Raw genomic sequence first — 18,924 nt, 5'->3', positions numbered from 1 at the left:
GTTCATGTGTGTTCTTTTCTTTATCGAGCCTTTTCCATGAATCAGAACGCTGAATATTCCGCGGTCAACGATGCTGTGCGCGGGCAGTTTTTTCGCAAAGTCTGGGCGATGACCACGCCTTACTGGCGCAGCGAAGAGAAGGGCAAGGCCTGGACGCTGCTGATCGCCGTGATCGCGTTGTCGTTGTTCAGCGTGGCGATTTCGGTGTGGATCAACAGTTGGTACAAGGATTTCTACAACGCCCTGCAGAAGAAGGACGAAGCGGCGTTCTGGCAATTGATCCTGTATTTCTGCGGCATCGCGGCCGTGGCGATTCTTGGCGCGGTGTACAGGCTCTACCTGACCCAGATGCTGACCATTCGCTGGCGGGCCTGGCTCACCGAGAAACACTTCGCCCGCTGGCTCGGCGACAAGAATTACTACCATCTGGAGCAGGGCGGTTACACCGATAACCCGGACCAGCGGATTTCCGAAGACCTCAATAAATTCACCACCAACACCTTGGGCCTGGGCCTTGGTTTGATCCGTAACGTCGTCAGCCTGGTGTCGTTCTCGATCATTTTGTGGGGCGTGTCGGGCAGTATCGAAGTGTTTGGCTTCACCATCCCCGGCTACATGTTCTGGTGCGCGCTGGTTTATGCCGCCGTCGGCAGCTGGCTGACACATGTGATCGGTCGTCGCTTGATCGGCCTCAACAACAACCAGCAACGTTTCGAAGCCGACTTGCGTTTCTCCATGGTGCGGGTCCGCGAGAATGCCGAGAGCATTGCGTTGTACAACGGCGAGCCCAATGAGAATCGTCGCTTGAGCAGCCGTTTCGGGCTGGTCTGGCACAATTTCTGGGACATTATGAAAGTGTCCAAGCGCCTGACCTTCTTCACCTCCGGTTATGCCCAGATCGCGATCATCTTCCCGTTCATGGTCGCCGCGCCGCGTTACTTCGCCGGCAAGATCGAGCTCGGTGAGCTGATGCAAATCAACTCGGCGTTCGGCAACGTGCAGGAGAACTTCAGCTGGTTCATCAGCGCGTACCAGGACCTCGCCGAGTGGCGTGCCACCTGTGATCGTCTACTGAGTTTCCGTCAGGGCATGACCGACAACGAAGAGCGCGCACCGGCCATCGATGTGCATAACCAGGGCTCGGCGTTGAAGGTGCACAACCTTGGCCTCGACCTCGCTGACGGTCGTCATCTGCTGACCAACGCCGACATGACCGTGGAGGAGGGCGAGCGCGTCATGCTCAGCGGTCGTTCCGGCAGCGGCAAATCGACGTTGCTGCGGGCGATGGGGCACCTTTGGCCGGCCGGCCACGGCAGCATCCGTCTGCCGACGGGGCGTTATCTGTTCCTGCCGCAAAAACCGTATCTGCCGATTGGCACCTTGCGCGAGGCGCTGAGTTATCCACAGCCCGGCGACACCTACCCGCACGAGCACTACGTTCACGTGCTGGAAACCTGCCGCTTGCCGCACCTGGTTTCGCGTCTGGATGAAGCCAACCACTGGCAGCGCATGCTCTCACCGGGTGAGCAGCAACGTCTGGCCTTCGCCCGTGCGCTGCTGTATGCGCCGCAATGGCTGTACATGGACGAAGCCACTTCGGCAATGGACGAAGAGGATGAAGCGTCGCTGTATCAGGCGTTGATCGATGAATTGCCGGGCTTGAGCATTGTCAGCGTCGGGCATCGCAGCAGCCTGAAGCGCTTCCATCCACGGCATGTGCGTATCGAGAATGGGCATCTGGTGGATCAGACCGTGACCGCCTGAATTCCACCACCTCTGTAGGAGCGAGCTTTTGTGGCGAGGGGTCTTGCCCCCGTTGGGGCGCGAAGCGGCCCCAAGTTCAAGGGACTGCTGCGCAGTCCAACGGGGGCAAGCCCCCTCGCCACAGGCCTCCCACAAGGGCCGGCGTTCACCGACGGTGATCGTACAACCGCGTTGAGCTATGATGCGGTTTCAGCCGCTTTTTTCGAGACAGACGTTCACCATGGAAAACCCGATCGACGCACCACGCCTCCCTCGCAAGCGCCGCAGCCTCGCTCAGGAACTGGTGACGGTGCTGTCCGAGCAGATCCGCGACGGTCACCTCAAGCGTGGCGACAAGTTGCCCACCGAGTCGGCGATCATGGATGCCCATGGCGTCAGTCGCACCGTGGTGCGCGAAGCGATTTCCCGTTTGCAGGCCGCAGGCCAGGTTGAAACCCGTCACGGCATTGGCACCTTCGTACTCGATACCCCGAGCCCGAGCGGTTTCCGTATTGATCCGGCCACCGTGGTGACCTTGCGTGATGTGTTGGCGATTCTTGAATTGCGCATCAGCCTGGAAGTGGAATCCGCCGGCCTCGCCGCGCAACGTCGCAGCCCCGAGCAACTGGCGTTGATGCGCGCGGCGCTGGATGCATTGAATGAAAGTGTCTCCCATGCCAGCGATGCCGTGGCTTCCGACTTCCAGTTCCACCTGCAAATCGCCCTGGCGACGGGCAACCGCTATTTCACCGACATCATGACCCACCTGGGCACCAGCATTATTCCGCGAACGCGCCTGAACTCCGCGCGCCTGGCCCATGATGATCAGCAGCACTACATGAGTCGCCTGAGCCGTGAGCATGAAGAGATTTACGATGCGATTGCGCGTCAGGATTCGGATGCAGCGCGGGCGGCGATGCGGTTGCATTTGACGAATAGCCGGGAGCGGCTGCGCCATGCCCATGAAGAGGCAGAGGCGCAGCGGGGTTAGGTGCGTTCAGGCAACACCAGCTCCGTATCGTAATCGATGTACTTAATGGAGTTGTTGCCCAACACCGTGAATTTTTTTTGGATGATTTTCAAGGTGTACCCCGACATCCATTCAAACTCGACCCAATCTCCGATGTTCACGTGGAGGTCGAATTCCATTGGCATGTCCCGAGGCTGCTGAGGAGCATCGGGCGGAAATTTAAATCGATGTGTTATTTTCATGAGCGCTGACCTGAGCAGTGATTGAGCGGCGATTTAGCCTTGTTCAGGGACTGCTTAAAACTGTTAGAAATAACAGTTTCGATGAACGGTCAGTGTGCATTTTCACTTTCCGTTGCGCCTGGAATAACGCCTTCGCGAGCAAGCCCGCTCCCACACGTGTTCTACGTCGACACATTATTTGTGCCGAAATGAAACCGTGGAAGCAGACTTGTCTAGGGCGAAACCGGGACACCTTTGCAGGGGCGAGCTACGGCTGGATGCGAAGCATTATCGAAGAACTGTCTTGGGGCTCGGTTTCCCCCCGACTTGGTAAGTTAGCGTGACAGTCTGGTTCACGCGCTTCTCCAGTTCTTTTTTGGGGACATACACCGTCAGATCTGGCGTTCTATTGTCGTCATCGTCTCCGGTCCGGACTTTTTCACCGTGCCATTTCCCGTGCTCCTGATCTTCCAAAATCGCAAAAGCCTCGTTTAATGTGAACGGATAGGCGGAATCCGGGATGCGGATTTCCAATCGATCTTCGAGCTTGGACAGTTTCAAAATAAGAATAGGGGCTGCAAGCGCCATGATGAATCTCCTCTGAATGGCAAAATTGGCCGCATCGACGTGCAGCCGGAGTCAAGCTCCTGAAGCGATTTATCTCGCGCGTTCATTCAGATCGAGTGGTCATGGCTTCGTCTCGCTCGAAGTTTGAACCCTGCACTGCGTTTGAAGACCATCTCTTCCGACAACGTATCACTTACCTTCGTACGCTCTGCGGCAGCAGATGCAGCGACTACCGCTGCCTTCCAGGGATTTTTTTGTCCAAATTTCATGGGCGGGCGATGAAATGCAGTTGACGGTTGCATTTTAAGTTGTACGATGACCTACAACTTCGGCGAAGGCTGAACGGTTTTCTCACACAACGTTGCTACCCCAGGGTGTTCGAATAATGAATCCACAAGAACTGAAGTCCATCCTCTCTTCCGGCTTGCTGTCGTTCCCGGTCACCGACTTCAATGCTCAGGGCGATTTCCATCGCGCGGGCTACATCAAGCGTCTCGAATGGCTGGCCCCATACGGCGCCTCGGCATTGTTCGCCGCGGGCGGCACCGGTGAGTTCTTCTCTCTGGCGGCCAGCGAATATTCGGAAATCATCAAGACGGCCGTCGACACTTGCGCCAGCAGCGTGCCGATCCTGGCCGGTGTCGGTGGTGCCACCCGCCAGGCCATCGAATACGCACAGGAAGCCGAGCGCCTGGGCGCCAAGGGCCTGTTGCTGCTGCCGCATTACCTGACTGAAGCCAGCCAGGACGGCGTTGCCGCCCACGTTGAAGCGGTGTGCAAATCGGTGAACATCGGCGTGGTGGTTTACAACCGCAACGTCTGCCGCCTGACCGCGCCGCTGCTGGAACGTCTGGCCGAACGCTGCCCGAACCTGATCGGTTACAAGGATGGTCTGGGTGATATCGAGTTGATGGTGTCGATCCGTCGTCGCCTCGGCGATCGCTTCAGCTACCTGGGCGGTTTGCCGACCGCTGAAGTCTACGCCGCGGCCTACAAGGCGCTGGGCGTGCCGGTTTATTCGTCGGCGGTGTTCAACTTCATCCCGAAAACCGCGATGGATTTCTACCATGCCATCGCCCGCGACGATCACGCCACCGTCGGCAAAATCATCGATGACTTCTTCCTGCCGTACCTGGACATCCGTAACCGCAAGGCCGGTTACGCGGTGAGCATCGTCAAGGCCGGGGCAAAAATCGCCGGCTATGACGCAGGCCCGGTGCGTGCACCGCTGACCGATCTGACGGGCGAAGAGTACGAAATGCTCGCCGCGCTGATCGACAAGCAAGGCGCGCAGTAACACCCGATAAAACCAAGGCCGCTGAGCAATCAGCGGCTTCTTGCGTGAGGAGATCTTCAAGTGGCTGATGCAAAGCGTTACGACAACTACATCAATGGTGAATGGGTCTCGGGTGCCGATTACTCGGCCAACATCAACCCGTCGGAGTTGACCGATACCATCGGCGACTACGCCAAGGCCGATCTGGCTCAGGTCCACGCCGCCATCGACGCCGCCCGCGCCGCGTTCCCGGCCTGGTCGACGTCGGGCATTCAGGCTCGCCACGATTCCCTGGATAAAGTCGGCAGCGAAATCCTCGCCCGTCGCGAAGAACTCGGTACCTTGCTGGCCCGGGAAGAGGGCAAGACCCTGCCCGAAGCCATCGGCGAAGTGACCCGCGCCGGCAACATCTTCAAGTTTTTCGCCGGTGAATGCCTGCGCCTGTCCGGCGATTACCTGCCGTCGGTGCGTCCGGGCGTAAACGTCGAAGTCACCCGCGAAGCCCTCGGAGTGGTCGGCCTGATCACCCCGTGGAACTTCCCGATTGCGATCCCGGCCTGGAAAATTGCTCCGGCCCTGGCCTACGGCAACTGCGTCGTACTGAAACCGGCGGATCTGGTACCGGGCTGCGCCTGGGCACTGGCGGAAATCATTTCCCGCGCAGGCTTCCCGGCCGGCGTGTTCAACCTGGTGATGGGCAGTGGTCGCGTGGTTGGCGATGCGCTGGTGCAGAGCCCGAAAGTTGATGGCATCAGCTTCACCGGTTCCGTGGGCGTGGGTCGCCAGATCGCTGTTAGCTGCGTGTCGCGCCAGGCCAAGGTGCAGCTGGAAATGGGCGGCAAGAACCCGCAGATCATTCTCGACGATGCCGACCTCAAGCAAGCGGTCGAGCTGTCGGTACAGAGCGCGTTCTATTCCACCGGCCAGCGTTGCACCGCGTCGAGCCGCTTCATCGTCACCGCAGGCATTCATGACAAGTTTGTCGAAGCCATGGCCGAGCGCATGAAGTCGATCAAGGTCGGTCACGCGTTGAAATCCGGTACCGATATCGGTCCGGTGGTATCGCAAGCTCAGCTTGAACAAGACATGAAGTACATCGACATCGGCCAGGGCGAAGGTGCGCGTCTGGTCAGTGGTGGTGGTCTGGTGACCTGCGACACCGAGGGCTACTTCCTCGCCCCGACGCTGTTTGCCGACAGCACAGCTGCGATGCGCATCAGCCGTGAAGAGATCTTCGGCCCGGTGGCCAACGTCGTTCGCGTAGCGGATTACGAGGCGGCACTGGCCATGGCCAACGACACCGAGTTCGGCCTGTCGGCGGGCATCGCCACCACGTCGCTGAAGTACGCCAACCACTTCAAGCGCCACTCCCAGGCCGGGATGGTGATGGTCAATCTGCCGACCGCCGGTGTGGATTACCACGTTCCGTTTGGTGGGCGTAAAGGTTCATCCTATGGCTCACGTGAGCAAGGTCGCTATGCACAAGAGTTCTACACGGTCGTGAAGACTAGCTACATCGGTTCCTGACACGAAACACCGCGGTATCGGCATCGATACCGCAACACAACAGATTCACCCGCGCATAAAAATAATCAGTGGGAGTACATCTACATGCAATCGACCAAGCCGACTCACGTCCGCTATTTGATCCTGCTCATGCTGTTTCTGGTGACCACGATCAACTACGCCGACCGGGCTACCATCGCAATCGCCGGCTCCAGCCTGCAAAAAGACCTCGGCATCGACGCGGTCACCCTCGGTTATATCTTCTCCGCATTCGGTTGGGCCTACGTGGCCGGGCAAATTCCCGGTGGCTGGCTGCTGGACCGTTTCGGTTCGAAAAAAATCTACGCCCTGAGCATCTTCACCTGGTCGCTGTTCACCGTGCTGCAAGGCTATGTCGGTGAGTTCGGGCTTTCCACCGCTGTCGTCGCGCTGTTCATGCTGCGCTTTCTGGTGGGCCTGGCCGAAGCGCCATCTTTCCCCGGCAACGCACGTATCGTGGCGGCCTGGTTCCCGACGGCTGAGCGCGGTACAGCGTCTGCGATCTTCAACTCGGCGCAATACTTTGCCACTGTGTTGTTCGCACCGCTGATGGGCTGGATCGTTTACAGCTTCGGCTGGCAGCACGTGTTCATCGTCATGGGCGTGATCGGCATCATCTTCTCGGGGATCTGGCTGAAGGTTATCCACAGCCCGCGCCAGCACCCGATGATCAACGACGCCGAGTTCAAGCACATCGCCGACAACGGCGGCATGGTCGATATGGACCAGGACAAAGGCAAAGGCAAAAAAGGCGACGGTCCGAAGTGGGACTACATCCGCCAACTGCTCACTAACCGCATGATGCTCGGCGTGTATCTGGGCCAGTACTGCATCAACGGTATCACCTACTTCTTCCTGACCTGGTTTCCGGTGTACCTGGTGCAAGAACGTGGCATGACCATCCTCAAGGCCGGTTTCATTGCCTCGTTGCCGGCGATCTGCGGGTTTATCGGTGGGGTGCTCGGCGGGGTGATTTCCGATTACCTGTTGCGCAAAGGCCACTCGCTGACCTTCGCCCGCAAAGCGCCGATCATCGCCGGTCTGCTGGTTTCCAGCAGCATCGTGGCTTGCAACTACGTGGACGTGGAATGGATGGTCGTCGGCTTCATGGCCCTGGCTTTCTTCGGCAAAGGCGTCGGTGCGCTGGGCTGGGCGGTGGTGTCCGACACCTCGCCGAAACAGATCGCCGGTCTCAGTGGTGGCCTGTTCAACACCTTCGGCAACCTTGCGTCGATCACCACGCCGATTGTCATCGGCTACATCATCAGCTCCACTGGCTCGTTCAAATGGGCGCTGGTGTTTGTCGGTTGCAACGCGTTGGTGGCAGTGTTCAGCTACCTGGTGATCGTCGGTCCGATTAAACGCGTGGTGCTCAAAGAGCCGCCAGTCAGCGGTCCTGAAACCAACAATAAGTTATCTGAAGCGCATTCCTGAGGAGCGGCGTCATGCAGTTGATTGAACATTCCGACTCGCCGCGCTACATCCGCCTGCACGAGCGGGACAATGTGGTGATCGTGGTCAACGATCAGGGCGTGCCGGCCGGCACCGAGTTTCCCGATGGCCTGGTGACTGTGGATTTTGTGCCGCAGAGCCACAAGGTCACCCTGGAAGACATTCCCGAGGGCGGGCAGGTGATTCGTTACGGCCAGACGATTGGCTACGCGTTACAGCCGATTCCTCGCGGCAGCTGGGTCAAGGAAGATCAATTGCGCATGCCCGTCGCGCCGCCACTGGACAGCTTGCCGCTGTCCACCGAAGTGCCGGCCGCGCAGGCACCGCTGGAAGGCTTCACTTTCGAGGGTTATCGCAACGCCGACGGTACCGTCGGCACGCGCAATATTCTGGGCATTACCACCACCGTACAGTGCGTCACCGGGGTGCTGGATCACGCGGTGAAACGCATCAAGGACGAATTGCTGCCCAAGTACCCGAACGTCGATGACGTGGTGGCGCTCACCCACAGTTACGGCTGTGGCGTGGCGATCACCGCCACCGACGCGTACATCCCGATCCGCACCGTGCGCAACCTGGCGCGCAACCCGAACCTGGGGGGCGAGGCGTTGGTGATCAGCCTGGGCTGCGAGAAATTGCAGGCCGGGCAGGTGATGCACGAGAACGACAGCTCGGTGGATTTGAGCGAGCCGTGGCTGTATCGCTTGCAGGATTCCAGCCACGGCTTCACCGAGATGATCGAGCAGATCATGGCGCTGGCCGAAACCCGCTTGAAGAAGCTCGATCAGCGCCGCCGGGAAACCGTGCCGGCGTCCGAGCTGATCCTCGGCATGCAGTGCGGCGGTAGCGATGCGTTCTCCGGGATCACCGCCAACCCGGCGCTGGGTTATGCCTCGGACCTGTTGCTGCGGGCGGGGGCGACGGTGATGTTTTCCGAAGTCACCGAAGTGCGCGATGCCATTTATCTGCTGACCTCTCGGGCCGAAAGCAAAGAAGTCGCCGAGGAGCTGGTGCGGGAAATGGACTGGTACGACCGTTACCTGGCCAAGGGCGAAGCGGATCGCAGCGCTAATACCACGCCGGGAAACAAGAAGGGCGGGTTGTCGAACATTGTCGAGAAGTCCTTGGGTTCGATCGTCAAATCCGGCAGCAGCGCGATCAACGGAGTGCTTGGCCCGGGTGAGAGATTCAAGCGCAAAGGGCTGATTTTCTGCGCGACCCCGGCCAGTGATTTTGTCTGTGGGACGTTGCAGTTGGCGGCGGGGATGAACCTGCATGTGTTCACCACCGGGCGTGGTACGCCTTATGGGTTGGCGATGGCGCCGGTGGTGAAAGTTTCGACCCGCACAGAACTGGCGCAGCGCTGGCCGGACCTGATCGACATCGATGCAGGGCGAATTGCTACCGGGCGAGCGTCGATTGAAGAGCTTGGCTGGGAGTTGTTCCACTACTATCTGGACGTGGCCAGCGGCAAGAAACAGACGTGGGCGCAGCAGCATAAGCTGCATAACGACATTACCTTGTTCAATCCGGCGCCGATTACCTGATCCTGTGGCGAGGGAGCTTGCTCCCGCTGGGGCGCGAAGCGGCCCCCAAAATGGGCCTGCTGCGCAGTCCAGCGGGAGCAAGCTCCCTCGCCACAGGTTGCTCATCGCCTGCTCGCGATGATGCCCTACCAGACGCCGATGTCTCCGGTGGCTTATCATTAGCCCCCTAACGACGCCCACCCAAGGTTCCTCCGGCATGCTGGCTATCTTCCTCGAAACCCTGAACATCACCGCGCCGGTGTTCGCCATGCTGTTTCTGGGTGTGTTGCTCAAGCGCATCGACTGGATCAACGACAACTTCATTCATACCGCGTCGGCCCTGGTGTTCAACGTCACCATGCCCGCGTTGCTGTTTCTGGGCATCTTGCATGCCGACCTGCACGCCGCGCTGCAACCGGCACTGCTGATCTACTTCTCGGTCGCGACGCTGGTGTGTTTCGCCATCGCTTGGGGCTGGGCGATCTGGAAGTGCCCGCGCGAAGACCGGGGCATTTACACCCAAGGCGCATTTCGTGGCAACAACGGGGTGATCGGCCTGGCGCTGGCGGCGAGTATGTATGGCGCTTACGGGATTTCCCTCGGGGCGATTCTCGCGGCGCTGGTGATCCTGTTTTACAACACGCTCTCGACCATTGTGCTGGCGGTTTACAGCCCGGTGATCAAGTCTGACCCGTTGAGCATTTGCAAAAGTGTGATGGTCAATCCGCTGGTCATCAGTGTGTTGGCGGCGGCGCCATTTGCCTGGTTCCAGATCGGCTTGCCGGGATGGCTGGAGAAGTCCGGCCAATACCTGGCGCAAACCACCTTGCCGTTGGCGCTGATCTGCATCGGTGGCACGTTGTCGCTGGCGGCGATGCGCAAAAGTGGCACGATGGCGCTGAGTTCAAGCCTGGTGAAAATGATCGGCCTGCCGGTGTTGGCGACGCTGGGTGCCTGGCTCTGCGGCTTTCGCGGGGCGGAGTTGGGGATTCTGTTTCTGTACTTCGGCAGCCCGACCGCCGCGGCCAGTTTCGTCATGGCTCGGCAGGCCAATGGCAATCATGAACTGGCGGCGGCGATCATCGTGATTACCACGCTGATGGCGGCGGTCACCACCAACATCGGGATCTTTTTGTTGCAGTGGGGTGGGTGGATTTAACCTCGGGAGCTGCGGTGTTCTCCAGAATAATCAACACAAATTCCGACGATTACTCCGGCTTCTGGTAGCTATCAATCACTTCCTGCGCCGCCCGAAACGCATCGATCGCCGCCGGCACGCCGGCATACACCGCGCAATGCAGCAGCGCTTCGCGAATCTCTTCCACGGTGCAGCCGTTGTTCAGCGCACCGCGCACATGGCCTTTCAATTCTTGCGGGCACTTCAATGCAGTCAGCGCAGCGAGGGTGATCAGGCTGCGGGTTTTGAGCGGCAAACCTTCGCGGTTCCACACACCGCCCCACGCATGCTCATTGACGAAGTCCTGCAAAGGTTGAGTGAACTCGGTGGCGTTGCTCAGGGCACGATCGACGAAAGCGTCGCCCATCACTTGGCGGCGGACTTCAACGCCAGGCTTTTTGTTGTCGGTCATGGCAATTCCCTCTTGTGGTGTTGGCGACGCCAGGCGCGTAGTGAGGTGAACAACAAAAACGCCACCAGCGCCGGCAGGACGAAAAACAGCATCAGGTGTTCAAGCTTGCCGGCCAGCGGCATCCCCGTGGTGAACGACACCACGTGCAGCCCATAGGCCAGGTACAAACCCAAAAACAACAGGCCTTCGGCGCGCGTCACGCGGTAGCCGGAATAGAACACCGGCAGGCACAGCACCGCTACCCCGAGCATCACCGGCAAATCGAAATCCAGGGCGTTGGGCGAGACCGACAGCGGCGACGGTGCAATCAATGCGGTAAGCCCGAGCACGCCCAAAAGGTTGAACAGGTTGCTGCCGATCACGTTGCCCACCGCGATGTCCCGCTGACCGCGCAACGCGGCGATCAACGACGTGGCCAGCTCCGGCAGGGATGTGCTGACGGCGACGATGGTCAGGCCGATGATGCGCTCCGACAACCCCAGGTCGGTCGCGACCGCCACCGCGGCGCCAAGCAGCAATCGCCCGGCGAACACCAGCATCGCCAGCCCGGCGATGATCATCAGCAGGCTGCTGAACCACGGTGCCTGCGGTACGTCATGAGCCCCCGATGTCGGGCGGGCCGAGTGCCGCGACTGGCGCAGCAGCAAGCCCAGGTACAGCACCAGCGCGGCGAGCAGAATCATGCCGTCGCCCCGGTTCAACTCTTCGTTCCACGCCAGCACGAACACCAGCAGGCTGGCGCCGATCATCAGTGGAATATCCAGGCGCACCAATTGTCGCGAAACCCGCAACGGAATAATCAGCGCCGAGAGCCCGAGGGTGACGAGAATGTTGAAGATGCTGCTGCCGATCACGCTGCCGACGGCGATGTCGGCGTTTTGCGCCAGGGTGGCTTGCAGGCTGACCGCCATCTGCGGTGCACTGCTGCCGAGGGCCACGATGGTCAGGCCGATGATCAGCGGCCGCACATGCAGTCGAGCGGCCAGGCGCACGGCGGCGCGCACCATCAGTTCGGCACCGGCGATCAGTAACAACAGACCGCTGAACAATTCAATCACGCTGATCAGGGGTAAATCGGCCAGTCCGAAAATAGTCAGCGCTCCGTCTATCAGTCGTCGAGGGCTTGCACGCGAACCTTCGCGGTGCCACTGCGCAGCATGCCCAACTGTTCGGCCGCTTCACGGGACACGTCGATCAGGCGTCCACGGGAATACGGCCCGCGGTCGTTGATGCGCACCACGCAGGACTTGTCGTTATTGAGGTTGGTAATCTTCACCCGGGTGCCGAACGGCAATTGGCGATGGGCGGCGGTCAGGCCGTGCTGGTTGAAACGCTCGCCGCTGGCGGTGCGTTTGCCATGATGCTTGGCGCCGTAATACGAAGCCGTGCCGGTCTTGTCATAGCCGTGTGGGTCGATGGTATCCGTGCTGGCACAACCGGCCAGCAGAGAGAGCAGGGCGCAGGCGCTGAGCAGACGTTTCATAAAAGGTATCCCTGAAACAAGTGTGGGAGCGAGCTTATGTGGCGAGGGGGCTTGCCCCCGTTGGACTGCGCAGCAGTCCCAAAAACTGAGCACTCGGTTTGTCAGATGCAACCCGAATCCAGATATTGGGGCCGCTTCGCGACCCAACGGGGGCAAGCCCCCTCGCCACAAAAGCCCGCTCCCACAGGGAATGGAGCCAGGCTTGAGATCTGGCTCCATTCTCATCAGCCTTCGAGCTTGCTTTTGAGCAGTTCGTTGACCTGTTGCGGGTTGGCCTTGCCTTTGGAGGCTTTCATGGCCTGGCCGACGAAGAAGCCGAACATTTTGCCGCGTTTGGCTTCGTCTGCCGCGCGGTATTGTTCGACCTGTTCGGCGTTGGCCGCGAGCATCTCGTCCAGCACCGCCGAGATCGCGCCGGTGTCGGTCACTTGCTTGAGACCGCGCTTGTCGATGATCTCGTCCGCGCTGCCTTCGCCGTTGGCCATGGCCTCAAAGACCACCTTGGCGATCTTGCCGGAGATGGTGTTGTCCTTGATGCGCAGCAGCATGCCGCCCAGTTGCTCGGCGGAAACCGGCGACTGGTCGATGTCCAGGCCTTGCTTGTTCAACAGGCTGCCCAGTTCAACCATGACCCAGTTGGCCGCCAGTTTGGCGTCGCCGCCGATGCTCACGACTTTCTCGAAGTAATCGGCTTGCTCGCGGCTGGTGGCCAGGACGCTGGCGTCGTAGACCGACAAACCGAACTGCGCCTGGAAACGCTCGCGTTTTTGCGGTGGCAATTCCGGCAGGGTGGCGCGCACGTCGTCGAGGAACGAATCCTCGATGACCACCGGCAGCAGGTCAGGATCGGGGAAGTAACGGTAGTCGTTGGCTTCCTCTTTACTGCGCATCGGACGGGTTTCGTCCTTGTTCGGATCGTACAGACGGGTCTGCTGGATCACCTTGCCGCCGTCTTCGATCAGCTCGATCTGACGCTGCACTTCGGTGTTGATCGCCTTCTCGATGAAGCGGAACGAGTTGACGTTCTTGATCTCGCAGCGCGTGCCGAACTCAACCTGGCCCTTTGGCCGGATCGACACGTTGCAGTCGCAACGCAGCGAGCCTTCGGCCATGTTGCCGTCACAGATGCCGAGGTAGCGCACCAGCGCGTGGATCGCCTTGACGTAAGCCACGGCTTCCTTGGCACTGCGCATGTCTGGCTCGGAAACGATTTCCAGCAGTGGCGTGCCGGCGCGGTTCAGGTCGATGCCGGTGGCGCCGCTGAATTCTTCGTGCAGGCTTTTACCGGCGTCTTCTTCCAGGTGCGCGCGGGTGATGCCGACGCGTTTGACGGTGCCGTCTTCCAGGGCGATGTCCAGGTGGCCCTTGCCGACGATCGGCAATTCCATCTGGCTGATCTGGTAGCCCTTGGGCAGGTCCGGGTAGAAATAGTTTTTACGGGCGAACACGTTGTGCTGACCGATCTGGGCATCGATCGCCAGACCGAACATCACCGCCATGCGCACCGCTTCCTGGTTCAGCACCGGCAATACGCCGGGCATGCCCAGGTCAACCAGGCTGGCCTGGGTATTCGGCTCGGAACCGAACGTGGTGGAACTACCGGAAAAGATTTTCGACCGGGTGGTGAGCTGGGTGTGAATCTCCAGCCCGATCACGACTTCCCATTGCATGTGTTTCTCCTCAGAAGCCGGTTGGGGTGCGGGTGTGCCAGTCAGTGTTCAACTGATACTGGTGCGCAACGTTGAGCAAGCGGCCTTCCTGGAAATACGGGGCGAGCAATTGCACGCCGACCGGCAGGCCATCGACAAAACCTGCAGGCATGGACAAGCCCGGCAGACCGGCGAGGTTGGCGGTAATGGTGTAGACATCTTCCAGGTACTCAGAGACCGGGTCGTTGTTCTTGGCGCCGAGCTTCCAGGCCGGGTTAGGCGTGGTGGGGCCGAGGATGATGTCGACCTCGTTGAAGGCTGCCATGAAGTCGTTCTTGATCAGGCGACGGATCTTCTGGGCCTTCAGGTAGTAGGCGTCGTAGTAACCGGCCGACAGCGCATAGGCGCCGACCATGATCCGGCGCTGCACTTCCGGGCCGAAACCTTCGCCACGGGAACGCTTGTACAGGTCTTCCAGGTTTTTCGGGTCTTCGCAGCGATAGCCGAAACGCACACCGTCGAAGCGCGACAGGTTGGAGGACGCTTCTGCCGGAGCGATCACGTAGTACGCAGGAATCGCGTGCTGCATGTTCGGCAGGCTGATTTCCTTGACCACGGCGCCGAGCTTTTTCAGCTCTTCAACGCTGGCCATGACCAGGTCGGCGATGCGTGGGTCCAGACCTGCGCTGAAGTATTCCTTCGGCACGCCGATGCGCAGGCCTTGCAGCGAACCGTTGAGGCCGGCGCTGTAATCAGGCACGGGCTCGTCGATGCTGGTGGAGTCCTGCGGGTCGAAACCGGCCATGCCTTGCAGCAGGATCGCGCAGTCTTCGGCGGTGCGGGCGAGCGGGCCGCCCTGATCGAGGCTGGACGCGTAAGCGATCATGCCCCAGCGCGAAACACGACCGTACGTCGGTTTCAGGCCGGTGAGGTTGGTAAAGGCTGCCGGTTGTCGGATCGAACCGCCAGTGTCGGTGGCCGTCGCTGCTGGCAACAGACGAGCGGCTACCGCAGCCGCCGAACCACCGGACGAACCACCTGGAACGCATTCCTTGTTCCACGGGTTTTTCACCGGGCCGTAGTAGCTCGACTCGTTGGCCGACCCCATGGCGAATTCGTCCATGTTGGTCTTGCCCAGGGTCACGGCTCCGGCCGCGGCCAGTTTGGCGACCACGGTGGCGTCGTACGGTGCTTTGAAGTTGTCGAGCATCTTCGAGCCGCAGCTGGTGCGGATGCCCTGGGTGCAGAACAGGTCTTTGTGGGCGATCGGCGCGCCGAGCAGGGCGCCGCTCTCGCCAAAGGCCCGACGTGCGTCAGCGGCTTTCGCCTGCTGCAGCGCCAGGTCTTCGGTGAGGCTGATGAAACTGTTGAGCTGCGGGTCGAGCTGGGCGATACGCGCCAGCAGGACTTTGGTCAGCTCTTCGGAGGAAAACTTTTTATCGGCGAGTCCGCGGGCGATCTCGGCCAGAGTCAATTGATGCATTGCAGGCTCTTTCCCTTTAGTCGATGACTTTCGGAACCAGATACAGGCCGTTTTCGACCGCTGGTGCGATGGACTGATAGGCCTCGCGATGATTGGTTTCAGTCACGACGTCTGCACGCAGGCGCTGGCTGGCTTCCAGTGGGTGGGCCAGCGGCTCGATACCGTCGGTATTGACCGCTTGCATTTCGTCGACCAGCCCGAGAATGCTGTTCAGGGCTGAAGTAATGTGTGGAAGATCGGCATCATTGAGGCCAAGGCAGGCCAGATGAGCGATTTTTTCCACGTCGGAGCGTTCAAGCGCCATGGGATTCTCCAGTGGAAAACAGGACGGACGGCGTCCGTGTGTTAGATTGTCGGAACACTACCGCATATCTACGGTCTCAAGGCCGCGATTGTGGGGCTTGGTGCACAGAAAAGCGGCCAATTTAACATATTGGCGCCTTGCCCAAAATCCCTGTCGTTGTTAGAGTTTGCCGCACTTTTTTACCCACGCGTTGCCTAGGGTCCCTTTCCCATGTTCAAGAAACTGCGTGGCATGTTTTCCAGCGATCTCTCCATTGACCTGGGCACTGCCAACACCCTTATTTACGTGCGCGAGCGCGGTATCGTCCTGAATGAGCCCTCCGTTGTGGCTATTCGGACACACGGTAATCAGAAAAGTGTCGTGGCTGTCGGCACCGAGGCCAAGCGCATGCTCGGTCGTACGCCGGGCAACATTGCTGCCATTCGTCCGATGAAGGACGGCGTGATCGCCGACTTCAGCGTCTGCGAAAAGATGCTGCAGTACTTTATCAACAAGGTTCATGAAAACAGCTTTCTGCAGCCTAGCCCTCGTGTGCTGATCTGCGTTCCTTGCAAGTCCACCCAGGTTGAGCGTCGTGCCATCCGTGAGTCGGCCCTCGGTGCCGGCGCCCGCGAAGTATTCCTGATCGAAGAGCCAATGGCTGCCGCGATCGGTGCCGGCCTGCCGGTTGAAGAAGCTCGTGGCTCGATGGTTGTCGATATCGGTGGCGGTACCACTGAAATCGCACTGATCTCCCTCAACGGTGTGGTCTATGCCGAATCCGTACGGGTTGGCGGCGACCGCTTCGACGAAGCGATCATCACCTACGTGCGTCGCAACTACGGCAGCCTGATCGGCGAATCCACCGCCGAGCGCATCAAACAGGAAATCGGTACCGCCTACCCGGGCGGCGAAGTTCGCGAAGTCGACGTTCGTGGCCGTAACCTGGCCGAAGGCGTTCCACGCGCATTCACCCTGAACTCCAATGAAGTGCTGGAAGCTCTGCAAGAGTCCCTGGCCACCATCGTTCAGGCGGTGAAAAGTGCGCTGGAGCAATCGCCTCCGGAACTGGCATCGGATATCGCCGAACGCGGTCTGGTACTGACCGGCGGTGGCGCCTTGCTGCGCGACCTCGACAAGTTGCTGGCCCAGGAAACCGGTCTGCCGGTGATCGTCGCCGAAGACCCGCTGACCTGCGTTGCTCGCGGCGGTGGCCGTGCATTGGAAATGATGGATAAACACACCATGGACCTGCTCTCCAGCGAATAAGTCGTTGGGTTGCCTCTATGCTGTTGAGCGCGCAGGCAGCACTTTGCAGTGCTGCCTGTTCGCGTTTATCTTCTGTCAGTCTGCATCCAGGCCGGTTTGATGCCGTATGAATAAAGAGAACATTTGCCTGGGAGGAGCGGCCTATTAAACCGCTTTTCACCAAAGGCCCCTCATTGGGCGTGCGCTTGTTGGTGCTGGTCGTGCTATCGGTCGCGCTAATGGTGGTCGATGCCCGCTTCACACTGCTCAAACCAGTGCGTAGCCAAATGTCGCTGGTGCTGATGCAGTCTTACTGGATCACCGACCTGCCGCAGCGGCTATGGCAAGGTGTGGCCAGCCAATTCGGCAGCCGCACTGAACTGGTCGCCGAGAACGAAAAACTCAAGACCGAAAACCTGCTGTTGCAGGGGCGCATGCAAAAGCTGGCGGCCCTCACCGAGCAGAACGTTCGGCTGCGCGAGTTGCTCAACTCCTCTGCACTGGTCAATGAGAAGGTCGAAGTGGCCGAGTTGATCGGCATGGACCCCAACCCCTTTACCCATCGCATCATCATCAATAAAGGTGAGCGCGACGGTGTGGTCCTCGGTCAGCCGGTACTCGATGCCCGTGGCTTGATGGGCCAGGTGGTCGAGTTGATGCCGTACACCTCCCGTGTCCTGCTGCTGACTGACACCACCCACAGCATTCCGGTGCAGGTGAACCGTAACGGTCTGCGGGCGATTGCCAGCGGCACCGGCAACCCGGAACGCCTTGAGTTGCGGCATGTGGCCGATACCGCTGACATCAAGGAAGGCGATCTGCTGGTCAGCTCCGGCCTCGGGCAGCGTTTTCCGGCGGGTTATCCGGTGGCGACGGTCAAGGAAGTGATCCACGATTCGGGCCAGCCGTTTGCCATTGTCCGTGCGGTGCCGACCGCCGCGTTGAACCGCAGCCGTTATTTGTTGCTGGTGTTCACTGACGGCCGTACCGCCGAGGAGCGCGCCAACGAAGCCGCCCAGGCCCAGGAGTCTCTGGACCAGCACGGCGGTGGGCCAATCATTCCGGCGACTGTGCCCAAACCGGCCTCGTCGCTGATACCGGCTGCCGTCGCTGCTCCGGCTGTTCCGGTGGCTGCACCTGCGGCACCTGCCGCCGCGACCCCGGCCAAACCTGCCGCAGCCCATCCTGCTGGCAGGTCGCCCGCCGCCGCACCGGCAGCCGCCAAACCACCGGCGGCCCAACCCACGGCCGTGAAGCCTGCTGCCAAACCGCCTGTCTCCGCGCCGGCCACCACTGGGGGAAGAGAATAATGGGCGGTACAACGTCATCCCGAAACGGCTGGATGGTCTGGCTGACCTTCGCCATCGGCATGCTGCTCAGCGTTTCGCCATTGCCGCAATTCATGGAAATCCTGCGTCCTTTGTGGCTGGCCTTGCTGTTGGCCTTCTGGGCGTTGGCCCTGCCGCAGAAAGTCGGCATGGTGACCGCCTGGTGCCTGGGGCTGGCCGAGGACGTGCTGTATGGCACGTTGCTGGGCCAGAACGCGTTGATCCTCACGCTTATTACATTCCTGGTGCTGTCGCTGCAACAGCGCCTGCGCATGTTCCCGATGTGGCAACAGAGCCTGGTGATCCTGGTGATCTTCGGCCTCGCCCAACTGGTTCAGTTGTGGCTGAGCGCCCTGACCGGCAATCGTCAGCCGACCCTGGCGCTGGTATTGCCGGCGCTGGTCAGTGCATTGCTCTGGCCTTGGGTCAGCTACGGTTTGCGCGGTTTGCGTCGACGCTACAAAATCAATTGACTGGGTCAGGCATGTGCCCGCGCCGGTGCCCTGTCTCGCCAAAAAGGAACAGTATTCGTGAGACAGGGCACTAGACAGGGAGATGTCT

18 protein-coding genes are annotated in these 18,924 nt (G+C 60.2%); 10 read left to right on the top strand and 8 right to left on the bottom strand.

Going from position 1 to position 18,924, the window contains the following annotated elements; translation table 11 throughout:
- Window positions 1-36 precede the first annotated feature (36 nt).
- Together ACZ9BB_RS19970 and ACZ9BB_RS19965 are read left to right on the top strand one after the other, a co-directional pair.
- Entirely contained in the window at window positions 37-1,764 is a 1,728-nt protein-coding gene (locus tag ACZ9BB_RS19970; RefSeq protein ID WP_476215600.1) for an ABC transporter ATP-binding protein/permease, read from the top strand.
- 220 nt (window positions 1,765-1,984) lie between these two features.
- On the top strand, window positions 1,985-2,734 hold the full coding sequence (locus ACZ9BB_RS19965; RefSeq protein WP_476215598.1) for a FadR/GntR family transcriptional regulator: 750 nt from the start codon (window positions 1,985-1,987) through the stop codon (window positions 2,732-2,734).
- On the opposite strand, the gene ACZ9BB_RS19960 is transcribed toward ACZ9BB_RS19965, so the two are convergent.
- Together ACZ9BB_RS19960 and ACZ9BB_RS19955 are read right to left on the bottom strand one after the other, a co-directional pair.
- Window positions 2,731-2,892, bottom strand: coding sequence for a hypothetical protein (locus tag ACZ9BB_RS19960; RefSeq protein WP_476215596.1), 162 nt, complete (start codon window positions 2,890-2,892; stop codon window positions 2,731-2,733). The two genes, ACZ9BB_RS19965 and ACZ9BB_RS19960, sit on opposite strands and share 4 nt — an antisense overlap.
- Before the next feature lie 330 nt (window positions 2,893-3,222).
- On the bottom strand, window positions 3,223-3,522 hold the full coding sequence (locus ACZ9BB_RS19955; RefSeq protein WP_476215594.1) for a hypothetical protein: 300 nt from the start codon (window positions 3,520-3,522) through the stop codon (window positions 3,223-3,225).
- A 364-nt stretch (window positions 3,523-3,886) separates the two neighbouring features.
- On the opposite strand from ACZ9BB_RS19955, the gene kdgD reads away from it, so the two are divergent.
- From kdgD to ACZ9BB_RS19930, 5 genes are all read left to right on the top strand, one after another.
- On the top strand, window positions 3,887-4,798 hold the full coding sequence (kdgD, locus tag ACZ9BB_RS19950) for a 5-dehydro-4-deoxyglucarate dehydratase (RefSeq protein WP_476215592.1): 912 nt from the start codon (window positions 3,887-3,889) through the stop codon (window positions 4,796-4,798).
- Window positions 4,799-4,858: 60 nt separating this feature from the next.
- The gene (locus ACZ9BB_RS19945) at window positions 4,859-6,304 is read left to right on the top strand and encodes an aldehyde dehydrogenase family protein (protein ID WP_476215591.1); all 1,446 of its coding nucleotides are present in this window, start codon (window positions 4,859-4,861) and stop codon (window positions 6,302-6,304) included.
- Window positions 6,305-6,382: 78 nt separating this feature from the next.
- Window positions 6,383-7,756, top strand: coding sequence for an MFS transporter (locus ACZ9BB_RS19940; RefSeq protein ID WP_476218358.1), 1,374 nt, complete (start codon window positions 6,383-6,385; stop codon window positions 7,754-7,756).
- An 11-nt stretch (window positions 7,757-7,767) separates the two neighbouring features.
- Window positions 7,768-9,321 (top strand): galactarate dehydratase, encoded by a 1,554-nt coding sequence (garD, locus tag ACZ9BB_RS19935; protein ID WP_476215589.1) that lies wholly within the window; start codon window positions 7,768-7,770, stop codon window positions 9,319-9,321.
- A gap of 196 nt (window positions 9,322-9,517) precedes the next feature.
- Entirely contained in the window at window positions 9,518-10,459 is a 942-nt protein-coding gene (locus ACZ9BB_RS19930; protein WP_476215588.1) for an AEC family transporter, read from the top strand.
- A 49-nt stretch (window positions 10,460-10,508) separates the two neighbouring features.
- On the opposite strand, the gene ACZ9BB_RS19925 is transcribed toward ACZ9BB_RS19930, so the two are convergent.
- From ACZ9BB_RS19925 to gatC, 6 genes are all read right to left on the bottom strand, one after another.
- Window positions 10,509-10,889: a carboxymuconolactone decarboxylase family protein gene (locus ACZ9BB_RS19925; RefSeq protein ID WP_476215586.1), complete on the bottom strand. Its 381-nt coding sequence runs from the start codon at window positions 10,887-10,889 to the stop codon at window positions 10,509-10,511.
- On the bottom strand, window positions 10,886-11,947 hold the full coding sequence (locus ACZ9BB_RS19920; protein WP_476215584.1) for a calcium/sodium antiporter: 1,062 nt from the start codon (window positions 11,945-11,947) through the stop codon (window positions 10,886-10,888). Before ACZ9BB_RS19920 ends, ACZ9BB_RS19925 begins: the two co-directional genes overlap by 4 nt.
- Before the next feature lie 50 nt (window positions 11,948-11,997).
- Window positions 11,998-12,372: a septal ring lytic transglycosylase RlpA family protein gene (locus ACZ9BB_RS19915; RefSeq protein ID WP_476215582.1), complete on the bottom strand. Its 375-nt coding sequence runs from the start codon at window positions 12,370-12,372 to the stop codon at window positions 11,998-12,000.
- Window positions 12,373-12,596: 224 nt separating this feature from the next.
- On the bottom strand, window positions 12,597-14,042 hold the full coding sequence (gene gatB / locus ACZ9BB_RS19910; protein ID WP_476215580.1) for an Asp-tRNA(Asn)/Glu-tRNA(Gln) amidotransferase subunit GatB: 1,446 nt from the start codon (window positions 14,040-14,042) through the stop codon (window positions 12,597-12,599).
- 10 nt (window positions 14,043-14,052) lie between these two features.
- Complete coding sequence (gene gatA / locus ACZ9BB_RS19905; protein WP_476215578.1) at window positions 14,053-15,504, bottom strand: Asp-tRNA(Asn)/Glu-tRNA(Gln) amidotransferase subunit GatA; 1,452 nt, start codon at window positions 15,502-15,504, stop codon at window positions 14,053-14,055.
- Between the two features lie 16 nt (window positions 15,505-15,520).
- Complete coding sequence (gene gatC, locus ACZ9BB_RS19900; protein ID WP_007901429.1) at window positions 15,521-15,808, bottom strand: Asp-tRNA(Asn)/Glu-tRNA(Gln) amidotransferase subunit GatC; 288 nt, start codon at window positions 15,806-15,808, stop codon at window positions 15,521-15,523.
- Window positions 15,809-16,018: 210 nt separating this feature from the next.
- Between gatC and mreB the strand changes: the two genes are divergently transcribed.
- The 3 genes from mreB to mreD all read left to right on the top strand — a co-directional run bounded on the left by mreB (window position 16,019) and on the right by mreD (window position 18,836).
- Window positions 16,019-17,056 (top strand): rod shape-determining protein MreB, encoded by a 1,038-nt coding sequence (mreB, locus tag ACZ9BB_RS19895; RefSeq protein ID WP_002555108.1) that lies wholly within the window; start codon window positions 16,019-16,021, stop codon window positions 17,054-17,056.
- Between the two features lie 143 nt (window positions 17,057-17,199).
- Window positions 17,200-18,345 carry a rod shape-determining protein MreC gene (gene mreC / locus ACZ9BB_RS19890; protein WP_476218356.1) on the top strand — a complete coding sequence of 382 codons (1,146 nt, stop codon included), beginning with the start codon at window positions 17,200-17,202 and terminating at the stop codon, window positions 18,343-18,345.
- Window positions 18,345-18,836: a rod shape-determining protein MreD gene (mreD, locus tag ACZ9BB_RS19885; RefSeq protein WP_476215575.1), complete on the top strand. Its 492-nt coding sequence runs from the start codon at window positions 18,345-18,347 to the stop codon at window positions 18,834-18,836. Before mreC ends, mreD begins: the two co-directional genes overlap by 1 nt.
- The last annotated feature ends 88 nt before the right edge of the window (window positions 18,837-18,924 follow it).

This window comes from Pseudomonas sp. TE3552 (assembly GCF_056278945.1).
This window is presented reverse-complemented; position numbering and strand designations above follow the sequence as displayed.

What these genes read in the sequence shown, in the direction of transcription:
- ACZ9BB_RS19970 (WP_476215600.1), top strand. Translation starts at nt 37, where the DNA reads ATGAATCAGAACGCTGAATATTCCGCGGTCAACGATGCTGTGCGCGGG.
- ACZ9BB_RS19965 (WP_476215598.1), top strand. Translation starts at nt 1,985, where the DNA reads ATGGAAAACCCGATCGACGCACCACGCCTCCCTCGCAAGCGCCGCAGC.
- ACZ9BB_RS19960 (WP_476215596.1), bottom strand. Translation starts at nt 2,892, where the DNA reads ATGGAATTCGACCTCCACGTGAACATCGGAGATTGGGTCGAGTTTGAA.
- ACZ9BB_RS19955 (WP_476215594.1), bottom strand. Translation starts at nt 3,522, where the DNA reads ATGGCGCTTGCAGCCCCTATTCTTATTTTGAAACTGTCCAAGCTCGAA.
- kdgD (WP_476215592.1), top strand. Translation starts at nt 3,887, where the DNA reads ATGAATCCACAAGAACTGAAGTCCATCCTCTCTTCCGGCTTGCTGTCG.
- garD (WP_476215589.1), top strand. Translation starts at nt 7,768, where the DNA reads ATGCAGTTGATTGAACATTCCGACTCGCCGCGCTACATCCGCCTGCAC.
- ACZ9BB_RS19930 (WP_476215588.1), top strand. Translation starts at nt 9,518, where the DNA reads ATGCTGGCTATCTTCCTCGAAACCCTGAACATCACCGCGCCGGTGTTC.
- ACZ9BB_RS19925 (WP_476215586.1), bottom strand. Translation starts at nt 10,889, where the DNA reads ATGACCGACAACAAAAAGCCTGGCGTTGAAGTCCGCCGCCAAGTGATG.
- ACZ9BB_RS19915 (WP_476215582.1), bottom strand. Translation starts at nt 12,372, where the DNA reads ATGAAACGTCTGCTCAGCGCCTGCGCCCTGCTCTCTCTGCTGGCCGGT.
- gatB (WP_476215580.1), bottom strand. Translation starts at nt 14,042, where the DNA reads ATGCAATGGGAAGTCGTGATCGGGCTGGAGATTCACACCCAGCTCACC.
- gatA (WP_476215578.1), bottom strand. Translation starts at nt 15,504, where the DNA reads ATGCATCAATTGACTCTGGCCGAGATCGCCCGCGGACTCGCCGATAAA.
- gatC (WP_007901429.1), bottom strand. Translation starts at nt 15,808, where the DNA reads ATGGCGCTTGAACGCTCCGACGTGGAAAAAATCGCTCATCTGGCCTGC.
- mreB (WP_002555108.1), top strand. Translation starts at nt 16,019, where the DNA reads ATGTTCAAGAAACTGCGTGGCATGTTTTCCAGCGATCTCTCCATTGAC.
- mreD (WP_476215575.1), top strand. Translation starts at nt 18,345, where the DNA reads ATGGGCGGTACAACGTCATCCCGAAACGGCTGGATGGTCTGGCTGACC.